This window comes from Streptomyces sp. NPDC043867 (assembly GCF_056435845.1).
In genome coordinates this window covers 219968-238876 of the sequence record NZ_JBWKDS010000007.1, presented here as the reverse complement: position 1 = coordinate 238876, position 18909 = coordinate 219968, and the positions used below count along the sequence as shown (strand labels likewise).

The 18909-nt window shown below is 71.5% G+C and carries 19 protein-coding genes and 2 riboswitches; of the genes, 15 read left to right on the top strand and 4 right to left on the bottom strand.

Annotated features, from left to right (window positions below; genetic code table 11):
- Positions 1-185 precede the first annotated feature (185 nt).
- Positions 186-1304, bottom strand: a complete 1119-nt coding sequence (gene gcvT / locus AC069T_RS09970) for a glycine cleavage system aminomethyltransferase GcvT (protein ID WP_478782247.1) — start codon at positions 1302-1304, stop codon at positions 186-188.
- Positions 1305-1338: 34 nt separating this feature from the next.
- Positions 1339-1451: riboswitch (glycine riboswitch) on the bottom strand.
- A riboswitch (glycine riboswitch) is annotated at positions 1452-1549 on the bottom strand.
- 192 nt (positions 1550-1741) lie between these two features.
- On the opposite strand from gcvT, the gene AC069T_RS09965 reads away from it, so the two are divergent.
- The 10 genes from AC069T_RS09965 to AC069T_RS09920 all read left to right on the top strand — a co-directional run bounded on the left by AC069T_RS09965 (position 1742) and on the right by AC069T_RS09920 (position 13067).
- Positions 1742-2416 carry an AAA family ATPase gene (locus AC069T_RS09965; RefSeq protein ID WP_478782279.1) on the top strand — a complete coding sequence of 225 codons (675 nt, stop codon included), beginning with the start codon at positions 1742-1744 and terminating at the stop codon, positions 2414-2416.
- Positions 2417-2483: 67 nt separating this feature from the next.
- Complete coding sequence (locus tag AC069T_RS09960; RefSeq protein WP_478782246.1) at positions 2484-3257, top strand: enhanced serine sensitivity protein SseB; 774 nt, start codon at positions 2484-2486, stop codon at positions 3255-3257.
- Positions 3258-3460: 203 nt separating this feature from the next.
- Complete coding sequence (locus tag AC069T_RS09955) at positions 3461-4258, top strand: enhanced serine sensitivity protein SseB C-terminal domain-containing protein (protein WP_478782245.1); 798 nt, start codon at positions 3461-3463, stop codon at positions 4256-4258.
- Between the two features lie 371 nt (positions 4259-4629).
- Positions 4630-5637 carry an ABC transporter permease gene (locus tag AC069T_RS09950; RefSeq protein ID WP_358853619.1) on the top strand — a complete coding sequence of 336 codons (1008 nt, stop codon included), beginning with the start codon at positions 4630-4632 and terminating at the stop codon, positions 5635-5637.
- A 68-nt stretch (positions 5638-5705) separates the two neighbouring features.
- Positions 5706-7487 (top strand): ABC transporter substrate-binding protein, encoded by a 1782-nt coding sequence (locus tag AC069T_RS09945; protein WP_478782244.1) that lies wholly within the window; start codon positions 5706-5708, stop codon positions 7485-7487.
- 117 nt (positions 7488-7604) lie between these two features.
- Positions 7605-8603, top strand: a complete 999-nt coding sequence (locus AC069T_RS09940; protein ID WP_478782243.1) for an ABC transporter permease — start codon at positions 7605-7607, stop codon at positions 8601-8603.
- Complete coding sequence (locus tag AC069T_RS09935) at positions 8600-9697, top strand: ABC transporter ATP-binding protein (protein WP_358853622.1); 1098 nt, start codon at positions 8600-8602, stop codon at positions 9695-9697. The genes AC069T_RS09940 and AC069T_RS09935 overlap by 4 nt, the downstream gene beginning before the upstream one ends.
- A gap of 23 nt (positions 9698-9720) precedes the next feature.
- Positions 9721-11403, top strand: a complete 1683-nt coding sequence (locus tag AC069T_RS09930) for an ABC transporter ATP-binding protein (RefSeq protein ID WP_478782242.1) — start codon at positions 9721-9723, stop codon at positions 11401-11403.
- Positions 11404-11476: 73 nt separating this feature from the next.
- Complete coding sequence (locus tag AC069T_RS09925; protein ID WP_358853624.1) at positions 11477-12139, top strand: trimeric intracellular cation channel family protein; 663 nt, start codon at positions 11477-11479, stop codon at positions 12137-12139.
- A 67-nt stretch (positions 12140-12206) separates the two neighbouring features.
- Positions 12207-13067 carry a thioesterase family protein gene (locus AC069T_RS09920; protein WP_478782241.1) on the top strand — a complete coding sequence of 287 codons (861 nt, stop codon included), beginning with the start codon at positions 12207-12209 and terminating at the stop codon, positions 13065-13067.
- Positions 13068-13073: 6 nt separating this feature from the next.
- On the opposite strand, the gene AC069T_RS09915 is transcribed toward AC069T_RS09920, so the two are convergent.
- Positions 13074-13664: a TIGR03086 family metal-binding protein gene (locus AC069T_RS09915; RefSeq protein WP_478782240.1), complete on the bottom strand. Its 591-nt coding sequence runs from the start codon at positions 13662-13664 to the stop codon at positions 13074-13076.
- A 223-nt stretch (positions 13665-13887) separates the two neighbouring features.
- Between AC069T_RS09915 and AC069T_RS09910 the strand changes: the two genes are divergently transcribed.
- Together AC069T_RS09910 and AC069T_RS09905 are read left to right on the top strand one after the other, a co-directional pair.
- The gene (locus AC069T_RS09910; protein WP_478782239.1) at positions 13888-14865 is read left to right on the top strand and encodes a helix-turn-helix transcriptional regulator; all 978 of its coding nucleotides are present in this window, start codon (positions 13888-13890) and stop codon (positions 14863-14865) included.
- A gap of 137 nt (positions 14866-15002) precedes the next feature.
- Positions 15003-15347 (top strand): hypothetical protein, encoded by a 345-nt coding sequence (locus tag AC069T_RS09905; protein ID WP_478782238.1) that lies wholly within the window; start codon positions 15003-15005, stop codon positions 15345-15347.
- A gap of 142 nt (positions 15348-15489) precedes the next feature.
- Here the strand turns inward: AC069T_RS09905 and AC069T_RS09900 are convergent, their stop codons facing one another.
- On the bottom strand, positions 15490-16116 hold the full coding sequence (locus AC069T_RS09900; RefSeq protein ID WP_478782237.1) for a TetR family transcriptional regulator: 627 nt from the start codon (positions 16114-16116) through the stop codon (positions 15490-15492).
- A gap of 151 nt (positions 16117-16267) precedes the next feature.
- Here AC069T_RS09900 and AC069T_RS09895 point away from each other — a divergent pair, with 151 nt between their 5' ends.
- From AC069T_RS09895 to AC069T_RS09885, 3 genes are all read left to right on the top strand, one after another.
- The gene (locus tag AC069T_RS09895) at positions 16268-16435 is read left to right on the top strand and encodes a hypothetical protein (protein WP_478782236.1); all 168 of its coding nucleotides are present in this window, start codon (positions 16268-16270) and stop codon (positions 16433-16435) included.
- 65 nt (positions 16436-16500) lie between these two features.
- A complete protein-coding gene (locus AC069T_RS09890; protein WP_358853631.1) occupies positions 16501-16767 on the top strand; it encodes a DUF4190 domain-containing protein in 267 nt (88 codons plus the stop codon).
- 71 nt (positions 16768-16838) lie between these two features.
- On the top strand, positions 16839-18008 hold the full coding sequence (locus AC069T_RS09885) for a cysteine desulfurase family protein (protein ID WP_358853632.1): 1170 nt from the start codon (positions 16839-16841) through the stop codon (positions 18006-18008).
- Between the two features lie 215 nt (positions 18009-18223).
- Here the strand turns inward: AC069T_RS09885 and AC069T_RS09880 are convergent, their stop codons facing one another.
- The gene (locus AC069T_RS09880) at positions 18224-18904 is read right to left on the bottom strand and encodes an N-acetylmuramoyl-L-alanine amidase (RefSeq protein ID WP_478782235.1); all 681 of its coding nucleotides are present in this window, start codon (positions 18902-18904) and stop codon (positions 18224-18226) included.
- Between the last annotated feature and the right edge of the window lie 5 nt (positions 18905-18909).

Below are 18909 nucleotides of genomic sequence, written 5' to 3'. Positions count from 1 at the left end.
AAGCGGGGACGTAGCTGAACCGGACGGACGCGCCCGGCGCCGCTTCCGGCGCCCGGGGCAGGTGTCCGGCCCGGTGCCCGGGCCGGTGTCACTTCCGGCACATGGCCGGTGCCGTGTCCGGTACCCGGGCCGGTGTCGTGTCCGGCGCCCGGGCCGGTGTCACGTGAGGCGCGCGGGGACCGGTGTCACTTCTGGCGCTTGTAGAACGGCAGCGCCACGACCTCGTACGGTTCGTGGCTGCCCCGGATGTCCACACCCACACCGGCCGTGCCGGGAGCGGCGTGCGTGGCGTCGACGTACGCCATGGCGACCGGCCTGCCGAGCGTCGGGGAGGGCGCGCCGGAGGTGACCTCGCCGATGACCTCACCGCCGGCGACGACGGAGTAGCCGGCGCGCGGCACGCGGCGGCCCTCGGCGACGAGCCCGACGAGCACGCGCGGCGGGTCGTCCTGCGCGCGGGCGGCGGCCGCGGACAGGGCCTCCCGGCCCACGAAGTCGCCCTCCTTCTCGAACTTCACGACCCGTCCGAGGCCCGCGTCGAAGGGGGTGAGCGACGTCGTCAGCTCGTGCCCGTACAGCGGCATGCCCGCCTCCAGGCGGAGCGTGTCGCGGCAGGACAGCCCGCAGGGGACGAGCCCGGCCGGGGCTCCCGCCTCGGTCAGCGCCTGCCACAGCTTCTCGGCGTCGGCCGGCGCCACGAACAGCTCGAAGCCGTCCTCGCCGGTGTAGCCGGTGCGCGCGATCAGCGCCGGGACGCCCGCGACCGTGCCGGGCAGACCCGCGTAGTACTTGAGGCCGTCGAGGTCGGCGTCGGTGAGGGACTTGAGGATGCCGGGGGACTCCGGGCCCTGGACCGCGATCAGCGCGTACGCCTCACGGTCGTCGCGCACCTCGGCGTCGAAACCGGCGGCCCGCTCCGTCAGCGCGTCCAGCACCACCTGGGCGTTGGAGGCGTTCGCGACCACCATGTACTCCTGCTCCCCGAGCCGGTACACGATCAGGTCGTCGAGGATGCCGCCGTCCGCGCGGACGATCATCGTGTAGCGGGCGCGGCCGACCCCGACCGAGGCGATGTTGCCGACGAGGGCGAAGTTCAGGAAGGCGGCGGCCTGCGGTCCGGTGACCGTGATCTCGCCCATGTGGGAGAGGTCGAAGAGACCGGCCCGGGTGCGCACCGCGAGGTGCTCGTCGCGCTCGGAGCCGTAGCGCAGGGGCATGTCCCAGCCGGCGAAGTCGGTCATCGTCGCGCCGAGCGACCGGTGCAGGGCGTCGAGCGCGGTGTGACGGGGGGCGTTACTGCTCATCGGTGGGGCTCCCAAGGCATGACGGCGAGGTCGTTCCTCCCCATCTGTCATCGGAACCTGAGAGGTTCATCACGACCCGGCGAACCGGTGGTCGTGACTTGCACCGTGGGTGGAGCCACTGGTCAGCGGCCCGCTTTTCAGATGTGCCTCGCCCGCGCGGTATCGGGGCCTGAGAGATTCAAGGGAGGGACTTGCTCCTTCGGCGCCCGGGGACCGATGCCCCGGGACTCTCCCGCGCGGATTCAAGCGGCCGGTATGCAGTTGGCGGGCACATCATTGCACGCATCCGTGAAACCCGGCAGGGGCGGCCCGTCCGGCCGGCGGCGGAAGACCTGTGACCGGTCTGTGGCAGGACGAGGACGGAAACGAGAGGCGTCCCGCATTACCTTCTCTTTACACTCGAATGGGATGGGACTCCGGATCCGAGGGGGAGGACGATCAGGGTGAATAGGACCACGGCGTACGCGACGGGTTCGGGACTCGCGGTGCCCGAACAGCCCGGTGTCCCGGCCCGGGAGGCGTGCGGACCGATGCCGGGACCCGTCGTCCGCGATCTGCGCGAGCGCGCGGGACACAGCCCGCACGGCCTGTCCTTCGGCGCCGCCGACGTCGTCGTGGTGACCGGTCTGCCCGGCAGCGGCAAGTCGACGCTGATGCGCCGGGCCGTGCGCGGCGCGCGCGTCGACTCCCAGGACGCCCGCGACCGCTGGGACACCCGCCTGTCCCGCTTCCTGCCGTACGCGCTCTACCGCCCCGTCGTCCGGCTCGCGCACTACACCGGACTGCACCGCACGCTGCGCTCGGGCGCCGGCGTCGTCGTGCACGACTGCGGCACACAGACCTGGGTGCGCCGCTGGCTCGCCCGCGAGGCCCGCCGCCGGGGCGGCACCCTGCACCTGCTGCTCCTCGACGTCACGCCGGACACCGCCCTGGACGGCCAGCGCGAGCGCGGCCGCGGCGTCTCGCGCTACGCGTTCCTCCGCCACCGCCGGGCGGCCGGGCTGCTGCTGCGGTCCGTCGAGAAGGGGGATCTGCCGAAGGGCTGCGGCTCGGCGGTCCTCATCGACCGGGCGGCGGCGGACGTGCTGCGCCGGATCGACTTCGGCGACTGACCCCCCGTACGCGCCCACCGGTTAGGGTTTCCAGCCGGAACAGCGGTTCACAGCAGGCGGTAGACAGATGGACATCCCGGCACAGGCGTACCCGCACCCCCATCCGCACGGCGGATGGCCAGGCAACGAACTGGAGGAGGTCCTCTCCGCGTCCCTCGGCGTGCCGTCGGCCGGTGCCCGGATCGTCGAGGTCCTCGGCCGCAGCTTCCTGTGGATCCCGCTGCCGAACGGCGGCGGCCCGCACAGCGGCCCGCTCGACCTGCCCATGCTGGAGATCGAGGGGCAGGCGTACGTCCCGGTCTTCAGCTCGGAGGAGCAGTTCCGCCAGGTCGCCGGTGCCCACATGGCGTACACGATCGCGCCCGCCGTCGAGTTCGCGCGCGGACTGCCCCCGCAGGTCGGTCTCGCGGTCAACCCGGACGGCGTGGTCGGCGTGCCGCTCCCGCCGCCCGCCGTCGCCGAACTGTGCCGCACCGGGCGGACCCCACTGGACGGACCCGCGAGCGGCGGCCGGGTCCGGCTGTTCGAACCCGACTGGCAGGACGACCCGGTCGACTTCCTGTCCGCGGCCTCGGCCGAGTTCGCCGCCACCGGTGTGGTGCTGACCGCCCGCCGCTGCCTGGCCAGCATCGAGGGCGGCGACCCGGTGATGTTCGTCGGTGTCGAACTGTCCGAATGGGAGGGCCCGGCACGGACGTACCCGCTGGACGCGCTCGGCCGGGCGCTCGGCCGGGTCCCGGTGGACCGGCCGGTGAACCTGGTCCTCCTCGACGTCGCCCAGGACCCGGTGGGCGACTGGATGCGCGCCCGGGTGCGGCCCTTCTACCTGCGGGAGTACTGAGCGGGCGGGACCCGCGCCGGACCGCGCACCCGGCGCCACGCCGGCCGGCGAAGGCGTGCGTCAAGTTCCTGTCAGGAACGCCGCTTAAGCTGGTTTCATGGCTCGGTCGAGGTGGTGACGCGCTCCCGGACGGGATGCCGTGCGAACGCCCCGGGGGCGATGGGGGAGTTCATGATGATCTGTTCGCGAAGGGGCGGTTGAGGGTGAGCGCGTCGGGCACGGCCGCGGCCGGGCAGGTCGAGCACATGCTGCGCCAGGTGACGCCCGGGCGTTACGACGCCTACGAGGCGCTCCTCAGCGCGCTCGCGAACCCGTCGAACGGCCAGATCTGGATGCTGCTCTGGCACGGCCAGGCGGGCTCGCCGGACGCCCAGTACGGGAACATGGAGGTCGGCGGCTACGGCTACGCCCCCTGCGTGACCTCGGCCCAGGAGCTGTCCGCCAGCGGCTGGAACCGCTCGTACGAGGTCGTCGACGGCCTCGACGTCGCCCGCACCCTCTACCCCGACCACTTCGGTCTCTGGCTGAACCCGCACGCCCCCGGCGGCGGCGTCGGCATCCCCTGGCTGGACCTGCGGCGCATCGCCACCGGCCTCGAGCGCCAGCCGACGGGACCGCTGCGGCTGTCGGAACCGGGCATCGAGATCCCGCAGTTCTACGCCCTCCTCACGCAGAACGCGCACCGCACCTCCGCCGTGCGCTCGCTGCGCCGCGCCTGGGTGCAGCCCGCCCTCGGCGCGCCCTACCTGGCCATCGGTCTCGACGTCTACGACACCTCCCCGTCCGCCGTCGACTCGGTGCGGGCGATGATGCAGCAGTCGATCGGCGCGGTCCCCGACGGGCTGCCCGTGTCGACCGTCGCCATGTCCGACGAGTACGACCCGGTGGCGATGTGGCTGCGCGCCAAGGCGCGGCCCTTCTACGACCGTGAGGCGCACGCGGCGCCCGCCCAGGCGCCGGCGGCCGGCGGGTACGGCTACCCGCAGCCGCGGCCGTACTGACCCCGAAAGCCGTCGCGAGAACGGCGCCCGGCCGCGTCCCTTCGACGTGCCACCGGGCGCTGACCAGCGTGCCCGAAGGCGAAAGGGCGTGATGTCCGCGTTGCGGACGAGGCGACGGGATAAGGGCCCTCGTGGACCCTTGCGGCCCAATTGCCCCGTGTCCGGCCCCCGTTACCCGCCGTCCGGATAACGGAACCCCCCTGCCCGCATCACGTTTAGGCATCCATTCACCGCCAAGTCTGGCAACAGATCGCCGAGGCGTTAAAGACTCCCGGTCCAGGGGTGTTCGCCCCTTTGTACGACGGACTGATCATGCCGCTACAGCGGCACGTGTGGGCCGGCTACCGCCGGTTGAGAGGGGTCCCTGCCAGATGACGGCACCATTGCACGAGCCGACCGCTGAAGCGGCCCCGAGCGCGGCCGAGGAAGCGGCGGTGGTCAGCGCCGATCCGAAGGCGGTTCAAGGACGCTCCCTCGGCCGGATCGCCTGGGAGCGCCTCAAGCGGGACAAGCTCGCACTCACGGGCGGTGTCGTCGTCCTCCTGCTCATCGCGGTCGCGATCCTCGCCCCCGTGATCGCCAACCTGATCGGCCAGGATCCCGAGTCCCACCACGAGGACCTGATCGACCCGCTGTTCTCCACGCCCACCGGCTCGCTGGGCGGCATCAGCGGCGACCACCTCTTCGGCGTCGAACCGGTGAGCGGCCGCGACATCTTCGCCCGCATCATCTACGGAGCCCGCATCTCGCTCCTCGTGGGCTTCCTGTCCGCCCTGGTCGCCGTGGTCCTCGGGACCGTCCTCGGCATCCTGGCGGGCTTCTTCGGAGGCTGGGTGGACGCGGCCATCAGCCGCGTGATGGACGGTCTCCTGGCCTTCCCGCAGCTGCTGTTCATCATCGCCCTCGTCTCGGTCATGCCGAACGAGATGCTGGGCCTGACGGGTACCGGCGTGCGCCTGTTCGTCATGATCCTGGTGATCGGCTTCTTCGGCTGGCCCTACGTCGGACGTGTCGTGCGCGGCCAGACGCTCTCGCTGCGCGAGCGCGAGTACGTGGAGGCGGCGCGGAGCCTGGGCGCCGGGCGGTTCTACATCCTGTTCAAGGAGCTGCTGCCCAACCTCATCGCGCCCATCATCGTGTACACGACGATGATGATCCCGACCAACATCCTCACCGAGGCGGCGCTCAGCTTCCTGGGCGTCGGCGTCAAGCCGCCGACCGCCTCGTGGGGACAGATGCTCTCCTCGGCGATCGACTACTACGACTCGGATCCCATGTACATGGTGATCCCCGGTGTGGCGATCTTCATCACCGTGCTCGCCTTCAATCTCTTCGGCGACGGCGTGCGTGACGCGCTGGACCCGAAGGCTTCCCGCTGAACAGCCGTACCCCCGGGGCCTGTGACTCATTCACAGGCCGCCTACATCATTTCGGAGGATCCGAGATCGTGACTACCCAACGCACCTCAGGGCGGCGCAAGCAGGCCGTGGCCGCAGCTGCCGTGGTCGCAGCACTGCTGAGCACGGCTGCGTGCGGCGGCGGCGACAGCAAGGACGACGGCAAGAGCGGCGGCGCGGCCGGCTTCAACGCCGGTAACAACAAGGTCGCCAACGCCTCGTCGAAGAAGGGCGGCGAGCTGAAGTTCGCCAGCGCCCAGGACGCCGACTCGTGGGACACCACGCGCGGCTACTACGGCATGGCGTGGAACTTCATGCGCTACTACAGCCGCACGCTCATCACGGGCAAGGCCGAGCCGGGCAAGGCGGGTGCCGAACTCACCCCGGACCTCGCCACGGGCCTCGGCAAGGTCACGGACGGCGGCAAGACCTACACGTACACGCTGCGTGACGGGGTCACCTGGGAGGATGGCAAGCCCATCACCTCCAAGGACGTCAAGTACGGCATCGAGCGCCAGTGGGCGCAGGACGTGCTGTCGGGCGGCCCGGTCTACGTGAAGGACATCCTGGACCCGAAGAGCGAGTACAAGGGCCCCTACAAGGACAAGTCCAAGGACAAGCTCGGCCTGAAGGCGATCGAGACGCCCGACGACAAGACGATCGTCTTCAAGCTGCCCAAGGCGAACTCGGACTTCGAGGACATGCTCGCGCTGGCCTCGTCCGCACCGGTGCGCCAGGACAAGGACACCAAGTCCAAGTACGGCCTGCACCCGTTCTCCTCGGGCCCCTACAAGTTCGAGGGCTACACCCCGAACAAGAGCCTGACGCTGGTCCGCAACACCGAGTGGAAGCAGTCCTCGGACCCGATCCGCAAGGCGCTGCCGGACAAGATCTCGATCAAGTTCTTCACCAACGCCAACGACCTGGACCAGCGTCTGATCGCCGGCGACTACGACCTGGACCTCGCCCAGACCGGTCTGTCGCCGCAGGGCCGCACCACCGCCCTGAAGCAGCACAAGGGCAACCTGGACAACCCGGTCTCCGGCTACATCCGTTACGCGGTCTTCCCGCAGACGGTCAAGCCGTTCGACAACGAGCACTGCCGCAAGGCCGTGATCTACGGCGCCGACCACAAGTCGCTGCAGACCGCGCGCGGTGGCCCGGTCGCCGGCGGTGACATCGGCACCAACATGCTCCCGCCGTCCGTCCCGGGCTCCGAGGGCCAGAAGTACGACCCGTACGGCGCCACCAAGAACGACGGCGCCGCGGACATCACCAAGGCCAAGGAAGAGCTCAAGGCCTGCGGCAAGCCGAACGGCTTCAAGACCACGATCGCGGTCCGCAACAACAAGCCCGTCGAGGTCGCGACCGCCGAGTCCCTCCAGGCGTCGCTGAAGAAGATCGGCATCACCGTCGACATCGAGCAGTTCGACGGCGCCCAGACCACCGGCATCATCGGCAGCCCTTCGAACGTGAAGAAGAAGGGCTTCGGCATCATCATCATGGGCTGGGGTCCGGACTTCCCGACCGTCCAGGGCTTCGGTCTGCCGCTGTGGTCCGGCAAGTACATCCTGGAGAGCGGCAACAACAACTTCGCGATGATCGACGACAAGACCATCAACGGTCTCTTCGACGACTACGTGAACGAGCTCGACGAGGGCAAGAAGACCGAGCTGGCCACGGAGATCAACCACAAGGTCATGGAGGGCGGTTACTACCTGCCCTTCGTCTTCGAGAAGTTCATCAACTGGCGCTCGAACCGGCTGACCAACGTCTACACGACGGACAACTACAGCGGTCAGTTCGACTTCGTCAACCTCGGCGTGAAGTAATCCCGACCGGCGCACCCGCCATAAGGCACGAAAGGCAGGTGAAGGCCGGAGCGGCGTGAACCGTGGGCCACCGGAAGACCTCCGGTGGCCCACGGCCCCGCCGTCGGGCCGAGAGCAGTGCTCGCTTACCTCATCAGGCGGCTCTTCGCCGCCGCAGTGATGCTGGTGGTCATCATTCTGGTGGTCTTCGGCATCTTCTTCCTCGTCCCACGGTGGGCGGGCGTCGACCCGGCCACGATGTTCGTGGGCAAGCAGGCCGACCCCGCAGCCATCGAAGGCGTGCGGGAGAAGCTCGGTCTGGGCGACCCGATCTTCGTCCAGGTGTGGGAGTTCTTCAAGGGCATCTTCGCGGGACGCACGTACGCGTCCGGCGGTGACGTCACGAACTGCGCCGCGCCGTGCTTCGGCTACTCCTTCCGCAGCGAGCAGGCCATCTGGCCGCAGATCACCGACCGCTTCCCAGTGACCCTGGCTCTCGCGCTCGGTGCCGCCGTTCTGTGGCTGATCTTCGGTGTCGCGGCGGGTGTGCTCTCCGCGCTCAAGCGCGGCTCCTTCTGGGACCGCGGCGCGATGATCGTCGCCCTCGCCGGTGTCTCGCTCCCCATCTACTTCACCGGTCTGCTGTCCCTGGCGATCTTCAGTTACGGGCTCGGCTGGCTCGACGCCCAGTACGTCCCGATCGCGGACGGCTTCGGCGGCTGGTTCGGCGGCATGCTCCTGCCCTGGGTCACGCTCGCCTTCCTCTACGCGGCGATGTACGCCCGGATCACCCGGGCCACGATGCTCGAGGTCATGGGCGAGGACTACATCCGTACCGCCCGTGCCAAGGGACTGGCCGAGCCGACCGTCATCGGCAAGCACGCCATGCGCTCCACGATGACGCCGATCCTCACCATGCTCGGCATGGACCTCGGCGCCCTCATCGGCGGCGCGATCCTCACCGAGACCACGTTCAGCCTCCCCGGCCTCGGGCAGGCGGTGCTGAAGGCGATCAGCGACAAGGACCTGCCGGTCATCCTCGGGGTCACGCTGATCACCTCTCTCGCGGTGATCGTCGCCAACCTCGTCGTGGACATCCTGTACGCCGTGATCGACCCCCGAGTGAGGCTCGCATGACCGAACTCAGCAAGAGCGGAGCAGCGGTCGGCGAGCCCGTCACGAACTCGCCCGCACCGTCCGCCTTCCTCGAAGTCCGCGACCTGAAGGTCCACTTCCCGACCGACGACGGCCTGGTCAAGTCCGTCGACGGGCTCAGCTTCACGCTGGAGAAGGGCAAGACCCTCGGCATCGTGGGCGAGTCCGGTTCCGGCAAGTCGGTGACCTCGCTCGGCATCATGGGCCTGCACACCGCCGGCCAGTACGGCAAGCGCAAGGCCCAGATCTCCGGCGAGATCTGGCTGAACGGCACGGAACTGCTGTCGGCGGACCCGGACTACGTGCGCAAGCTGCGTGGCCGCGAGATGGCGATGATCTTCCAGGACCCGCTGTCGGCGCTGCACCCGTACTACACGATCGGCCAGCAGATCGTGGAGGCGTACCGCATCCACCACGACGTCGACAAGAAGACCGCGAAGCGCCGCGCCGTCGAGATGCTCGACCGCGTCGGCATCCCGCAGCCGGACAAGCGCGTCGACAGCTACCCGCACGAGTTCTCCGGCGGTATGCGCCAGCGCGCGATGATCGCGATGTCGCTGGTCAACAACCCCGAACTGCTCATCGCGGACGAGCCGACGACCGCTCTGGACGTCACCGTCCAGGCGCAGATCCTCGACCTCATCCGGGATCTGCAGAAGGAGTTCGGCTCCGCGGTCATCGTGATCACCCACGACCTGGGCGTCGTCGCCGAGCTGTCCGACGACCTCCTGGTGATGTACGGCGGCCGCTGCGTCGAGCGCGGTCCGGCGGAGAAGGTGTTCTACGAGCCCCGGCACCCCTACACCTGGGGGCTGCTCGGCTCGATGCCGCGGCTGGACCGCGAACAGACGGAGCGCCTCATCCCGGTCAAGGGTTCCCCGCCCTCGCTCATCAACATCCCGTCCGGCTGCGCCTTCAACCCGCGCTGCCCGTACGCGGACGTCCCCAAGGACAACGTCACCCGCACGGTCCGCCCCGAGCTGTCCGAGGTGGGCAGCAGGCACTGGGCCGCCTGCCACATGACGCAGGAGCAGCGGGAGCGGATCTGGACCGAAGAGATTGCGCCCAAGCTGTGAGTGAGAACGCAGAGGACAAGGCAGTGAGCATCCCTGCACAGAGCGGCGGCGCGACCCTCACGAAGGGCGCCGCCCCCGGCGAGACCCTGCTCAAGGTGACCGGCCTCACGAAGCACTTCCCCATCCGGAAGGGCCTTCTGCAGCGTCAGGTCGGCGCGGTGCGGGCCGTCGACGGCATTGACTTCGAGGTGCGCGCGGGGGAGACCCTGGGCGTGGTGGGCGAGTCGGGCTGCGGCAAGTCGACGATGGGCCGGCTGATCACGCGGCTGCTCGAACCGACCGCGGGCAAGGTCGAGTTCCAGGGCAGGGACATCACACACCTCGGCGTCGCCGGTATGCGGCCGATGCGGCGTGACGTCCAGATGATCTTCCAGGACCCGTACTCGTCGCTGAACCCGCGCCACACCATCGGCACGATCGTCGGCGCTCCCTTCAAGCTCCAGGGCGTCACGCCCGAGGGCGGCATCAAGAAGGAAGTCCAGCGGCTGCTGTCGGTCGTGGGTCTCAACCCCGAGCACTACAACCGCTATCCGCACGAGTTCTCCGGCGGCCAGCGCCAGCGCATCGGCATCGCCCGCGCGCTCGCGCTCAACCCGAAGCTGGTCGTGGCGGACGAGCCGGTCTCGGCGCTCGACGTGTCGATCCAGGCGCAGGTCGTCAACCTGTTGGACGACCTCCAGCAGGAGCTGGGCCTGACGTACGTGATCATCGCGCACGACCTCTCGGTGGTGCGGCACGTCTCGGACCGGATCGCGGTGATGTACCTCGGCAAGATCGTCGAGCTGGCGGACCGCGAGTCGCTCTACAAGGCGCCGATGCACCCGTACACCAAGGCGCTGATGTCGGCCGTGCCGATCCCCGACCCGGCGCGGCGCAACGCCAAGAGCGAGCGCATCCTGCTCAAGGGCGACGTGCCCTCGCCGATCTCGCCGCCGAGCGGCTGCCGCTTCCACACGCGGTGCTGGAAGGCGACGGAGATCTGCAAGACGACCGAACCGCCGCTCCTGGAGCTCAAGGTCGGCCAGCAGGTCGCCTGCCACCACCCGGAGAACGCCGAGGACCAGGCGCCGCAGGACACGGTGCTGCTGTCGGTGGCGCGGGAGGCGGTCGAGCTGGTGCCGGACGCGGTGCTGGCGGAGACGTCGTCGGTCGCGGTGCAGGCCTCCCTGAAGGGCGCCGGCTCCGCGCCGGCGACCGGCGAGGCCGCGAAGCCGTCCGAGGACACCCCGGTGGTCGAAAGCCCGGTGGCCTCCGAGGCGCCGTCCGCCACGGCGGAGCCCGTGGCGGCGAAGGCCGCGGCGGATGTGCCCGGGCCGGCGGTGCAGCCGGACGCTGCGGAGACGGAAACGGCAGAGCCCGTGACCGCGGGGCCCGCGCTCACGGCGTCGGACGCCGCGGACGCGGAGACGGTGGAGCCCGCGACCGCGGAGCCGGCCGTGAAGCCCGCCGCCGCGAAGCCGGACGCTGCTGGGCCGGACGCCACGGAGCCGGGAACGGCGAAGCCCGCCGCCACGGTGCCCGGCACGGAGTCGGAGCCCGCTGCCACGGTCCCCGCCGCCGAGCCGGACGCCACGGAGCCGGAACCCGGCAAGCCCGCCACCGCGAAGCCCGCGACGGCGAAGCCCGTGACCGGGGAGCCGGACGGTGCGAAGCCCGCGGCCGCCACGGGCGCGGACGACGGCGGGGACACTCCCGTCAAGGAGTAGTCCCGCGCGTGCGAAGGGACGGGAGAGCGCGGGCGCGCTCTCCCGTCCCTTTCGCCGTGCGTAAGAATGTCGGGTGCTTCAGCAACTGTTCAGCCCCTCCGTCCAGCACACGCTCGACCTGGTCGGCATCTTCGTCTTCGCCATCTCCGGCGCCCTGCTGGCCGTCCGCAAGAACTTCGACGTCTTCGGCATCGCCGTGCTCGCCGAGGTCACCGCGCTGGGCGGCGGGCTGTTCCGCGACCTGATCATCGGGGCGGTGCCGCCGGCAGCCTTCACGGACCTGGGGTACTTCATCACCCCGCTGCTCGCCGCCCTGCTCGTCTTCTTCCTCCACCCGCAGGTGGAGCGGATCCAGGCCGGGGTGAACGTCTTCGACGCGGCCGGACTCGGCCTCTTCTGCGTCGCCGGCACGACGAAGGCGTACACGTACGGCCTCGGCCTCACGCCGTCCGCGGCGCTGGGGCTGGCCACGGCGGTCGGCGGCGGCGTGCTGCGCGACGTCCTGGCCAACGAGGTGCCCTCGCTGCTCCGCTGGGACCGCGACCTGTACGCGGTGCCGGCCATCGTCGGCGCCACGATGGTGGCCCTGTGCATCCGCTACGACGCGCTGTCGCCGTTCACCAGCGGGCTGGCCGTGGTGACCGCGTTCGTGCTGCGGCTGCTCGCGATGCGGTTCCACTGGCGGGCGCCGCGCGCCTGGAACCGGCGCTCGACCGTGCAGGAGACGGACGACTGAGTGCACGTTCCACGGGATCTCAACGAAAAAGCTACTGCTTAGTAATCTCCTGTTGTACGGTTCAGGTATGTCAGAAGCAGCTTCCGTACAGGCCACGCGAGCCACGGTCGGCGACAGCGAGTTCGACCGCGACACCGCGGTGACCCTGCGCGAACCCGGCGTCTACGACATCGACCTGTCCGCCGGGTGGACGATCATCAGCGCCGTCAACGGCGGTTATCTGCTGGCCGTCCTCGGCCGCGCGCTCGGGGACGCCCTGCCGCACCCCCACCCGTTCACGATCTCCGCGCACTACCTGACCGCGTCCCAGCCGGGCCCGGCGGTCGTCCGCACGGACGTCGTACGGACCGGCCGCACCCTGTCGACCGGCCAGGCCTCCCTCTTCCAGTACGACGACGAGGGGCGCGAGGTCGAGCGGATCCGCGTGCTCGCCTCGTACGGGGACCTGGGCGCGCTGCCCGAGGACGTCCGCACGACGGCGCGACCGCCCGCCATCCCGCCCATGGAGCAGTGCTTCGGGCCCGAGGACGGTCCGGCGCCCGTGCCCGGCAGCTCCGCCATCACCGACCGGCTGATGCTCAAGCTCGACCCCTCGACGCTGGGCTGGGCCCTCGGATCGCCGTCCGGCAAGGGGGAGATGCGGTCCTGGTTCGGTCTCGCCGACGGCCGCGACGCCGACCCCTTCTCGCTGCTCCTCGCGGTCGACGCGCTGCCGCCGACCGCCTTCGAGCTGGGCCTGTCCGGCTGGGTGCCGACGGTCGAGCTGACGGCGCACGTGCGGTGCCTTCCGGCGCCGGGACCCCTGCGGGTCTCCATCACCACCCGCAACCTCGCCGGCGGCTTCCTGGAGGAGGACGCCGAGGTGTGGGACAGCGCGGACCGGCTGGTCGCGCAGTCCCGTCAGCTCGCCCGCGTCAGGCTCGGCTGAGCCCGCTCACGCGGTGACCAGGGGGCGGCGGCCCAGCCAGGCCGCCAACTGCCCGTAGGTGTCGGTTCCTTCGGGGACCGGTACCGCCGACCCGAAGTGCTCGCCGTCCGCACGCTGCCCCTCGGGCAGCACCCGGCGGGCCACGGCGAGGGCGAACTCGGCGAGCTCCGGGTCGAGTTCGAGCGGGCGGCCGAGGGACTCCGAGAGATCCCAGGCGTGCGTGACGGCCTCCATCACGTAACCCGACAGGGCGGCGCGTCCCGGAGCCTCGCCCCAGGGCACCCGCACCACGGCGTCCAGACGGGCGTCCTCGGCCCAGGCCCGCCGTACCCGCTCGGCGGCCTCGGCGTACGCGGCGCTCCAGCCGTCGTCCGGGACCTCGTCGGCGTACGGGCTCAGGGCGAGTCCGTCGCCGCCCTCACCGATCAGGGCGATCCGACGGGTGCCGCCGACCATGTGCGACAGCAGCCGCCGCACGTCGTACTCGGCGCACGGCGTCGGCCCGGTCAGCCGGTCCGCGCCGACCGTCCCGATCAGCGCGGCGATCTGCTCCGCGGCGCGGGCGTACAGGGGGCGGGGGTCGGGGGCGGCGTTCATGGCGCACCTCTCGTCGTGTCGCGTTCGGATGACGTCGGGCCGGTGTGATCCCGCCGTGCTCCGCGGGTGCCGTTCGGCGTGCCGTGGATGCCGCAGGGACCGTCCGGATCTCACCGGGGCCCGATGTACCGGCTCCGGGAGCCGATGTGCCGACTCTCCCCGCATAACCTGACAGTCTCCGTCAGCATTTGCGGCGGACCGGGCGGCGCGGAATCCTGGGCCGGTGAAGTCGGACCGCCTGCTCTCCATCCTGCTGCTGCTGCAGACCCGCGGCCGGGTCCCCGCGCGCGAACTCGCCGGCCGGCTGGAGGTGTCGGTGCGCACCATCTACCGGGACATCGAGGCGCTGTCGGCCTCCGGTGTCCCGGTGTACGCCGAGCGCGGCCGGCACGGCGGCATCGAACTGCTCGCCGGATTCCGTACGGACGTCACCGGGCTGACCGCCGACGAGTCCCGCGCGCTGTTCATCCTGGCCGCCCAGGGGGCGCACGCGGCGCTCGGGCTGGACGCCGCGCTCGGCTCGGCCCTGCGCAAGGTGATGGCGGCGCTGCCCGCCCCGCACCGGCCGGCCGCCGAGGCCACCAGCCGGCGCGTGCTGGTCGACGCGACCCGCTGGAAGGGCGGACCGCAGCCGGCCGTCGACCTGGACGTGCTGCAGGACGCGGTGTTCGCCGACCGCCGGCTGCTGCTGCGCTACCGGCACAGCGGACGGACCGAGCCGAGCCGGTACACCGTCGATCCCTACGGGCTCGTGTCCAAGGCGGGCGTCTGGTACCTCGTCGCCGACCGGCGCGGAGAGCCGCGGCTGTTCCGCGCGGACCGGGTGCGCTCGGCCACGCTCCTGGCCGATCCGGTCAGGCGCCGCCCCGGCGTGGAACTCGCCGACGCCTGGGACGTGGTGCGCCGCCAGGTGGAGGAGCGGCCGGGCGGCGTCGACGTCACGGTCCGGGTGCTGCGGTCCCGCCTCGACATGTTCCTGCGTCTCCACGCGGCGGCCCTCAGGGAGCTGCCCGAGGACGACGGCGAGAGCGAGTGGGTGACCGCCAGACTGTCGTACGGCGTCGTCCAGGAGGCCCGCTCCCTGCTCGCCTTCGCCGACCGGATCGAGGTGCTGTCACCGCCCGAGGTGCGTGCGGAGCTGGCCGCCGCGGCGGCCGCCGTCACGGAGCTGTACCGGACGGAGAGCGGGGCGGGTTCGTAAAGGGGCAGGTCAACCGGGCCTGTTGGGACCGGCTTTGCCCGAACCACAGGCCGGGCACAGCGCGAACCCATCCCGGGCCCATGGGCGGTTGCTTGCATACGCCTCTCAGAAACCCTTCATCTTCCGGGTTGCTCCACATGAAGCGCCTACGCCTCGTCCCCGCCGTCACCCTGCTCGTGCTGTCGCCCCTGCTGGCGGCCTGCGGCTCGGACGACTCGTCGTCCTCGACGAAGGGCGACTCCGGTCAGCAGAGCTGCGGTCGGCCTCCCGGCATGCCGGGCGGGGGACCGTCCGGGGCGCCCACCGGCAAGGCGCCCTCGGGTGCCTCGTCCGGGGCGCCCACCGGCACCCCCACGGGCAAGGCCCCCTCCGGTGCCCCGACGGGCATGCCGTCCGGTGCGCCGAGCGGCGGCCCCGGCGGCGGCTGCGGGGGTCCCGGCGGCGGGCAGCAGGGGCAGGGCGGCCAGGCGGGACAGGGCTGACCGCTACCCGTACCCGTAGCCGTACTCGTGCCCGTGCCCGTGCCCGGACGCGGACGCGGGCACGGGCACGAGACCGGGACCGGCGGCGAGGAGGCGGCGGCGAGCAGCGGGCGGCGTGCCCGGGGTGCGCCGCCCGTGGCGGTCAGCCCAGCCAGTGGCGGCGGCCGATGCTGATCAGCCGCATCTGACGGCTCGCGACGCGCGCCACCCGGTCCCGCTCCTCCTCGGACGCCTCCAGCGCCTCCAGGAAGAGCGAGGCGGTCATCAGCATCTGGTCCACGTACAGCGCCGCGAGCATCAGCAGGTCGTCATCGCTCCACCCCGCGGACTCGGCGTGTTTGGCCAGTTCCGTCCGCACTTCCTCCGAGAAACGGGCCAGTTGACTGCTGATGGCCTCGCGCACGGGCTGCACGCCGCCGTGCCGCTCCCGCGCGATGAAGCGGACGTGCGCCGGGAACGACTCCACGTGACGGGCGATCAGGCCGACCGCGCGCGCTATGCGTTCGTCGCTGTCGTCGGCCGCGGACACCGTGTGCCCGATCATCGGGTGCAGGCTGCCCAGCGCCTCCTCCACCAGCGCCACCCCGAGATCCGCGGTGGAGCGGAAGTGCCGGTAGAACGCGGTCGGGGCGACGCCGACCGCGCGGGTGACCTCGCGCAGCCCGAGGCTGCTCAGGCTCTGCTCCTCCAGCAGGCCGAGCGCCGCGTCCAGGAGCGCCTGCCGGGTCTTCTGCTTCTGCGCCTGCCGGATGCCGAGGGTGTGACTCATGCCATGCAGTTAACAACTGTTCTCTGGAATTGAAAAGCCGCCGGACGCGCTAGACTCCTAAGTCAGTGAACAACTGTAACTACAACTGTTCACTGGAGCGTCAAGTCCGCGAAACATCCGCGGTGTTGCCCCACCCCACGAGAGGAACGTCATGCTGATCCTCGTCGCCGCCCTGCTGCTGCTCGGCGTCGTCATGGGCACCGTGGCCCACGCGCCGCTGTCCCTGACCCTCGTCGCCGCCGCCGTCATCGGCCTCTGGCTGGCCGTCTTCGCGGCCCGCGAGCGGCACTCCCGCCGACGCGGCACCTCCGCCCACTGACGAGCGCCCTTCCGACCGGCCGCGCCCCGACCCCGCCCACCGACCGCTGGGAGCTGACCCACCTCATGGAACTCACCGCCGGACCCACCCACCGCACCGGAGCCCGGGACACCGACGGCATGGCCGTCGCCTCGTTCATCCTCGGCCTCGTCGGCCTGCTGGTCCTGAACCTCTTCCTGGGCCCGATCGCCATCATCCTCGCCTCCGTCGCCCTGTGGCGCGGCACCGCCCGCAAGGGCCGCGCCCTGCTCGGCCTGGGCCTCGGCGCCGCCGACCTGATCGTCCTGCTGGCGTTCATGCACGCCGACAACACGGTGTCCTGGAGCTTCTGAGCGCCCACCGGGACGGCCGCACACCGCCGGACCGAGCCGCCGGACGACGGGCCCGTAGAATCGGGCCCACCATGGCTTACCTCGACCACGCCGCGACCACCCCGATGCTTCCCGAGGCGGCAGAGGCCCTGACCGCCCAGCTCGGCATCACGGGCAACGCCTCCTCCCTGCACGCCGCCGGCCGCCGCGCCCGGCGGACGGTCGAGGAATCCCGCGAGACCCTGGCGGACGCCCTCGGCGCACGCCCCAGCGAGGTGGTCCTCACCGCCGGCGGCACCGAGGCCGACAACCTCGCCGTCAAGGGCCTGTACTGGGCCCGCCGCGACGCCGACCCCGCCCGCACCCGCGTTCTCGCGAGCCCGGTCGAGCACCACGCCGTCCTCGACGCCGTCCACTGGCTCGGCGAGCACGAGGGCGCCACCGTGGAATACCTCCCGGTCGACGCGTACGGCCGCGTCCACCCCGACGCGCTGCGCGAGGCCGTCGCCCGCAATCCCGACGACGTCGCGCTCGCCACCGTCATGTGGGCCAACAACGAGATCGGTACGGTCATGCCGGTCCGTGAACTGGCCGACGTCGCCGCCGAGTTCGACGTCCCGCTGCACGCGGACGCCGTCCAGGCCTTCGGTCAGGTCCCCGTCGACTTCGGCGCCTCCGGGCTCGCCGCGATGACGGTGTCGGGCCACAAGATCGGCGGGCCCTACGGCATCGGCGCGCTGCTGCTGGGCCGCGAGTACACCCCCGTACCCGTCCTGCACGGCGGCGGCCAGGAGCGGCACGTGCGCTCCGGAACCCTCGACGTGCCCGCCATCGCCTCCTTCGCCGTCGCCGGGCGGCTGGCCGCCGAGCGGCGTGAGTGGTTCGCGCGGGAGATCGGGGCCCTGCGCGACGACCTCGTGGACGCCGTCCGCAAGGCCGTGCCGGACGCCCTGCTCGGCGGCGACCCCGCGGCCGCCGGCCGGCTGCCGGCCAACGCGCACTTCACCTTCCCGGGCTGCGAAGGCGACTCTCTGCTGCTCCTGCTCGACGCCCAGGGCATCGAGTGCTCCACCGGTTCGGCGTGCACCGCGGGCGTCGCCCAGCCCAGCCACGTCCTCCTGGCCACCGGCACCGATCCCGACCTGGCCCGCGGCACCCTGCGCTTCTCCCTCGGCCACACCTCGACGGAGGCCGACGTCCAAGCCGTGGCCCGGGCGATCGGCCCGGCGGTGGAACGCGCCCGTACGGCGGGACTCAGCTAGGGCCTGTCGTTTGGATCAGGCTGGCTGTGACCGCCGGTTCGTCCTGACCGACCCGAGCGGGGTCTGGCGCGTGCAGCTGCAAGGCGGAGGAGGGAGTCGACGCGGAGCGTCGGCGACCGACGACAACGCCGCAGATGTGCGTGCCAGACCCCGCGACGCCGGCATGATCCAAACGACAGGCCCTAGAGACCCCGGCCGGCAGCGAGGGGCGCGCGTCAGGCCGTCGCCGCCCGCGCGCGCCGCACCAGCCGCAGGTACCGGTCCCAGTCCCAGAGCGGCCCCGGGTCCGTGTGATCCGTGCCCGGGACCTCGACGTGCCCGACGAGGTGCTCCCGGTCCACGGGTATCCCGTACCGCTCGCAGATCCCGGCCGCCAGCCGCGCCGAGGCGGCGTACATCGCGTCCGTGAAGGACGCGGCGCGGTCGACGAACCCCTCGTGCTCGATGCCGACGCTGCGTTCCTTGTAGTCGCGGTTGCCCGCGTGGAAGGCCACGTCCAGCTCGCGGATCATCTGCGTGACCTGCCCGTCCCTGCGCACCACGTAGTGCGCGGCCGCGCCGTGCCCCGGATCCTGGAAGACCTTCACCGCGTCCCGGAAACTGCCCTGCGTGACATGCACGACCACCCGGTCGATGCCGTAGTCGTCGGGCCGGTCGGCGCGCCGCCAGTTCGCCGGTGACGCCGCCACCCAGCGGGCGCCCGCGAAGTCGACCGCGCCCGCCTCGCGCGGCTTCTCCACCCCGGGCAGCCGCCACCACAGATGCGCCAGCTCGTCGCGGGCCAGCGCGAGGCTGCCCACCGCGGCCGCCGTGCCGCCGATGAGCAGGGCCCGGCGCCCCAGGCGCCGGTCTGCGTCCGCGCGGCCCCCGCCGGGCCCGCCGCTCGTCTCCCCCATGCGAT

Bases quoted from the DNA above. Each gene is read 5' to 3' on its own strand.
- gcvT (WP_478782247.1), bottom strand. From the start codon at position 1,304: ATGAGCAGTAACGCCCCCCGTCACACCGCGCTCGACGCCCTGCACCGG.
- AC069T_RS09960 (WP_478782246.1), top strand. From the start codon at position 2,484: ATGGACATCCCGGCACAGGCGTACCCGCACCCCCATCCGCACGGCGGA.
- AC069T_RS09950 (WP_358853619.1), top strand. From the start codon at position 4,630: ATGACGGCACCATTGCACGAGCCGACCGCTGAAGCGGCCCCGAGCGCG.
- AC069T_RS09935 (WP_358853622.1), top strand. From the start codon at position 8,600: ATGACCGAACTCAGCAAGAGCGGAGCAGCGGTCGGCGAGCCCGTCACG.
- AC069T_RS09920 (WP_478782241.1), top strand. From the start codon at position 12,207: ATGTCAGAAGCAGCTTCCGTACAGGCCACGCGAGCCACGGTCGGCGAC.
- AC069T_RS09915 (WP_478782240.1), bottom strand. From the start codon at position 13,664: ATGAACGCCGCCCCCGACCCCCGCCCCCTGTACGCCCGCGCCGCGGAG.
- AC069T_RS09905 (WP_478782238.1), top strand. From the start codon at position 15,003: ATGAAGCGCCTACGCCTCGTCCCCGCCGTCACCCTGCTCGTGCTGTCG.
- AC069T_RS09900 (WP_478782237.1), bottom strand. From the start codon at position 16,116: ATGAGTCACACCCTCGGCATCCGGCAGGCGCAGAAGCAGAAGACCCGG.
- AC069T_RS09895 (WP_478782236.1), top strand. From the start codon at position 16,268: ATGCTGATCCTCGTCGCCGCCCTGCTGCTGCTCGGCGTCGTCATGGGC.
- AC069T_RS09890 (WP_358853631.1), top strand. From the start codon at position 16,501: ATGGAACTCACCGCCGGACCCACCCACCGCACCGGAGCCCGGGACACC.
- AC069T_RS09885 (WP_358853632.1), top strand. From the start codon at position 16,839: ATGGCTTACCTCGACCACGCCGCGACCACCCCGATGCTTCCCGAGGCG.
- AC069T_RS09880 (WP_478782235.1), bottom strand. From the start codon at position 18,904: ATGGGGGAGACGAGCGGCGGGCCCGGCGGGGGCCGCGCGGACGCAGAC.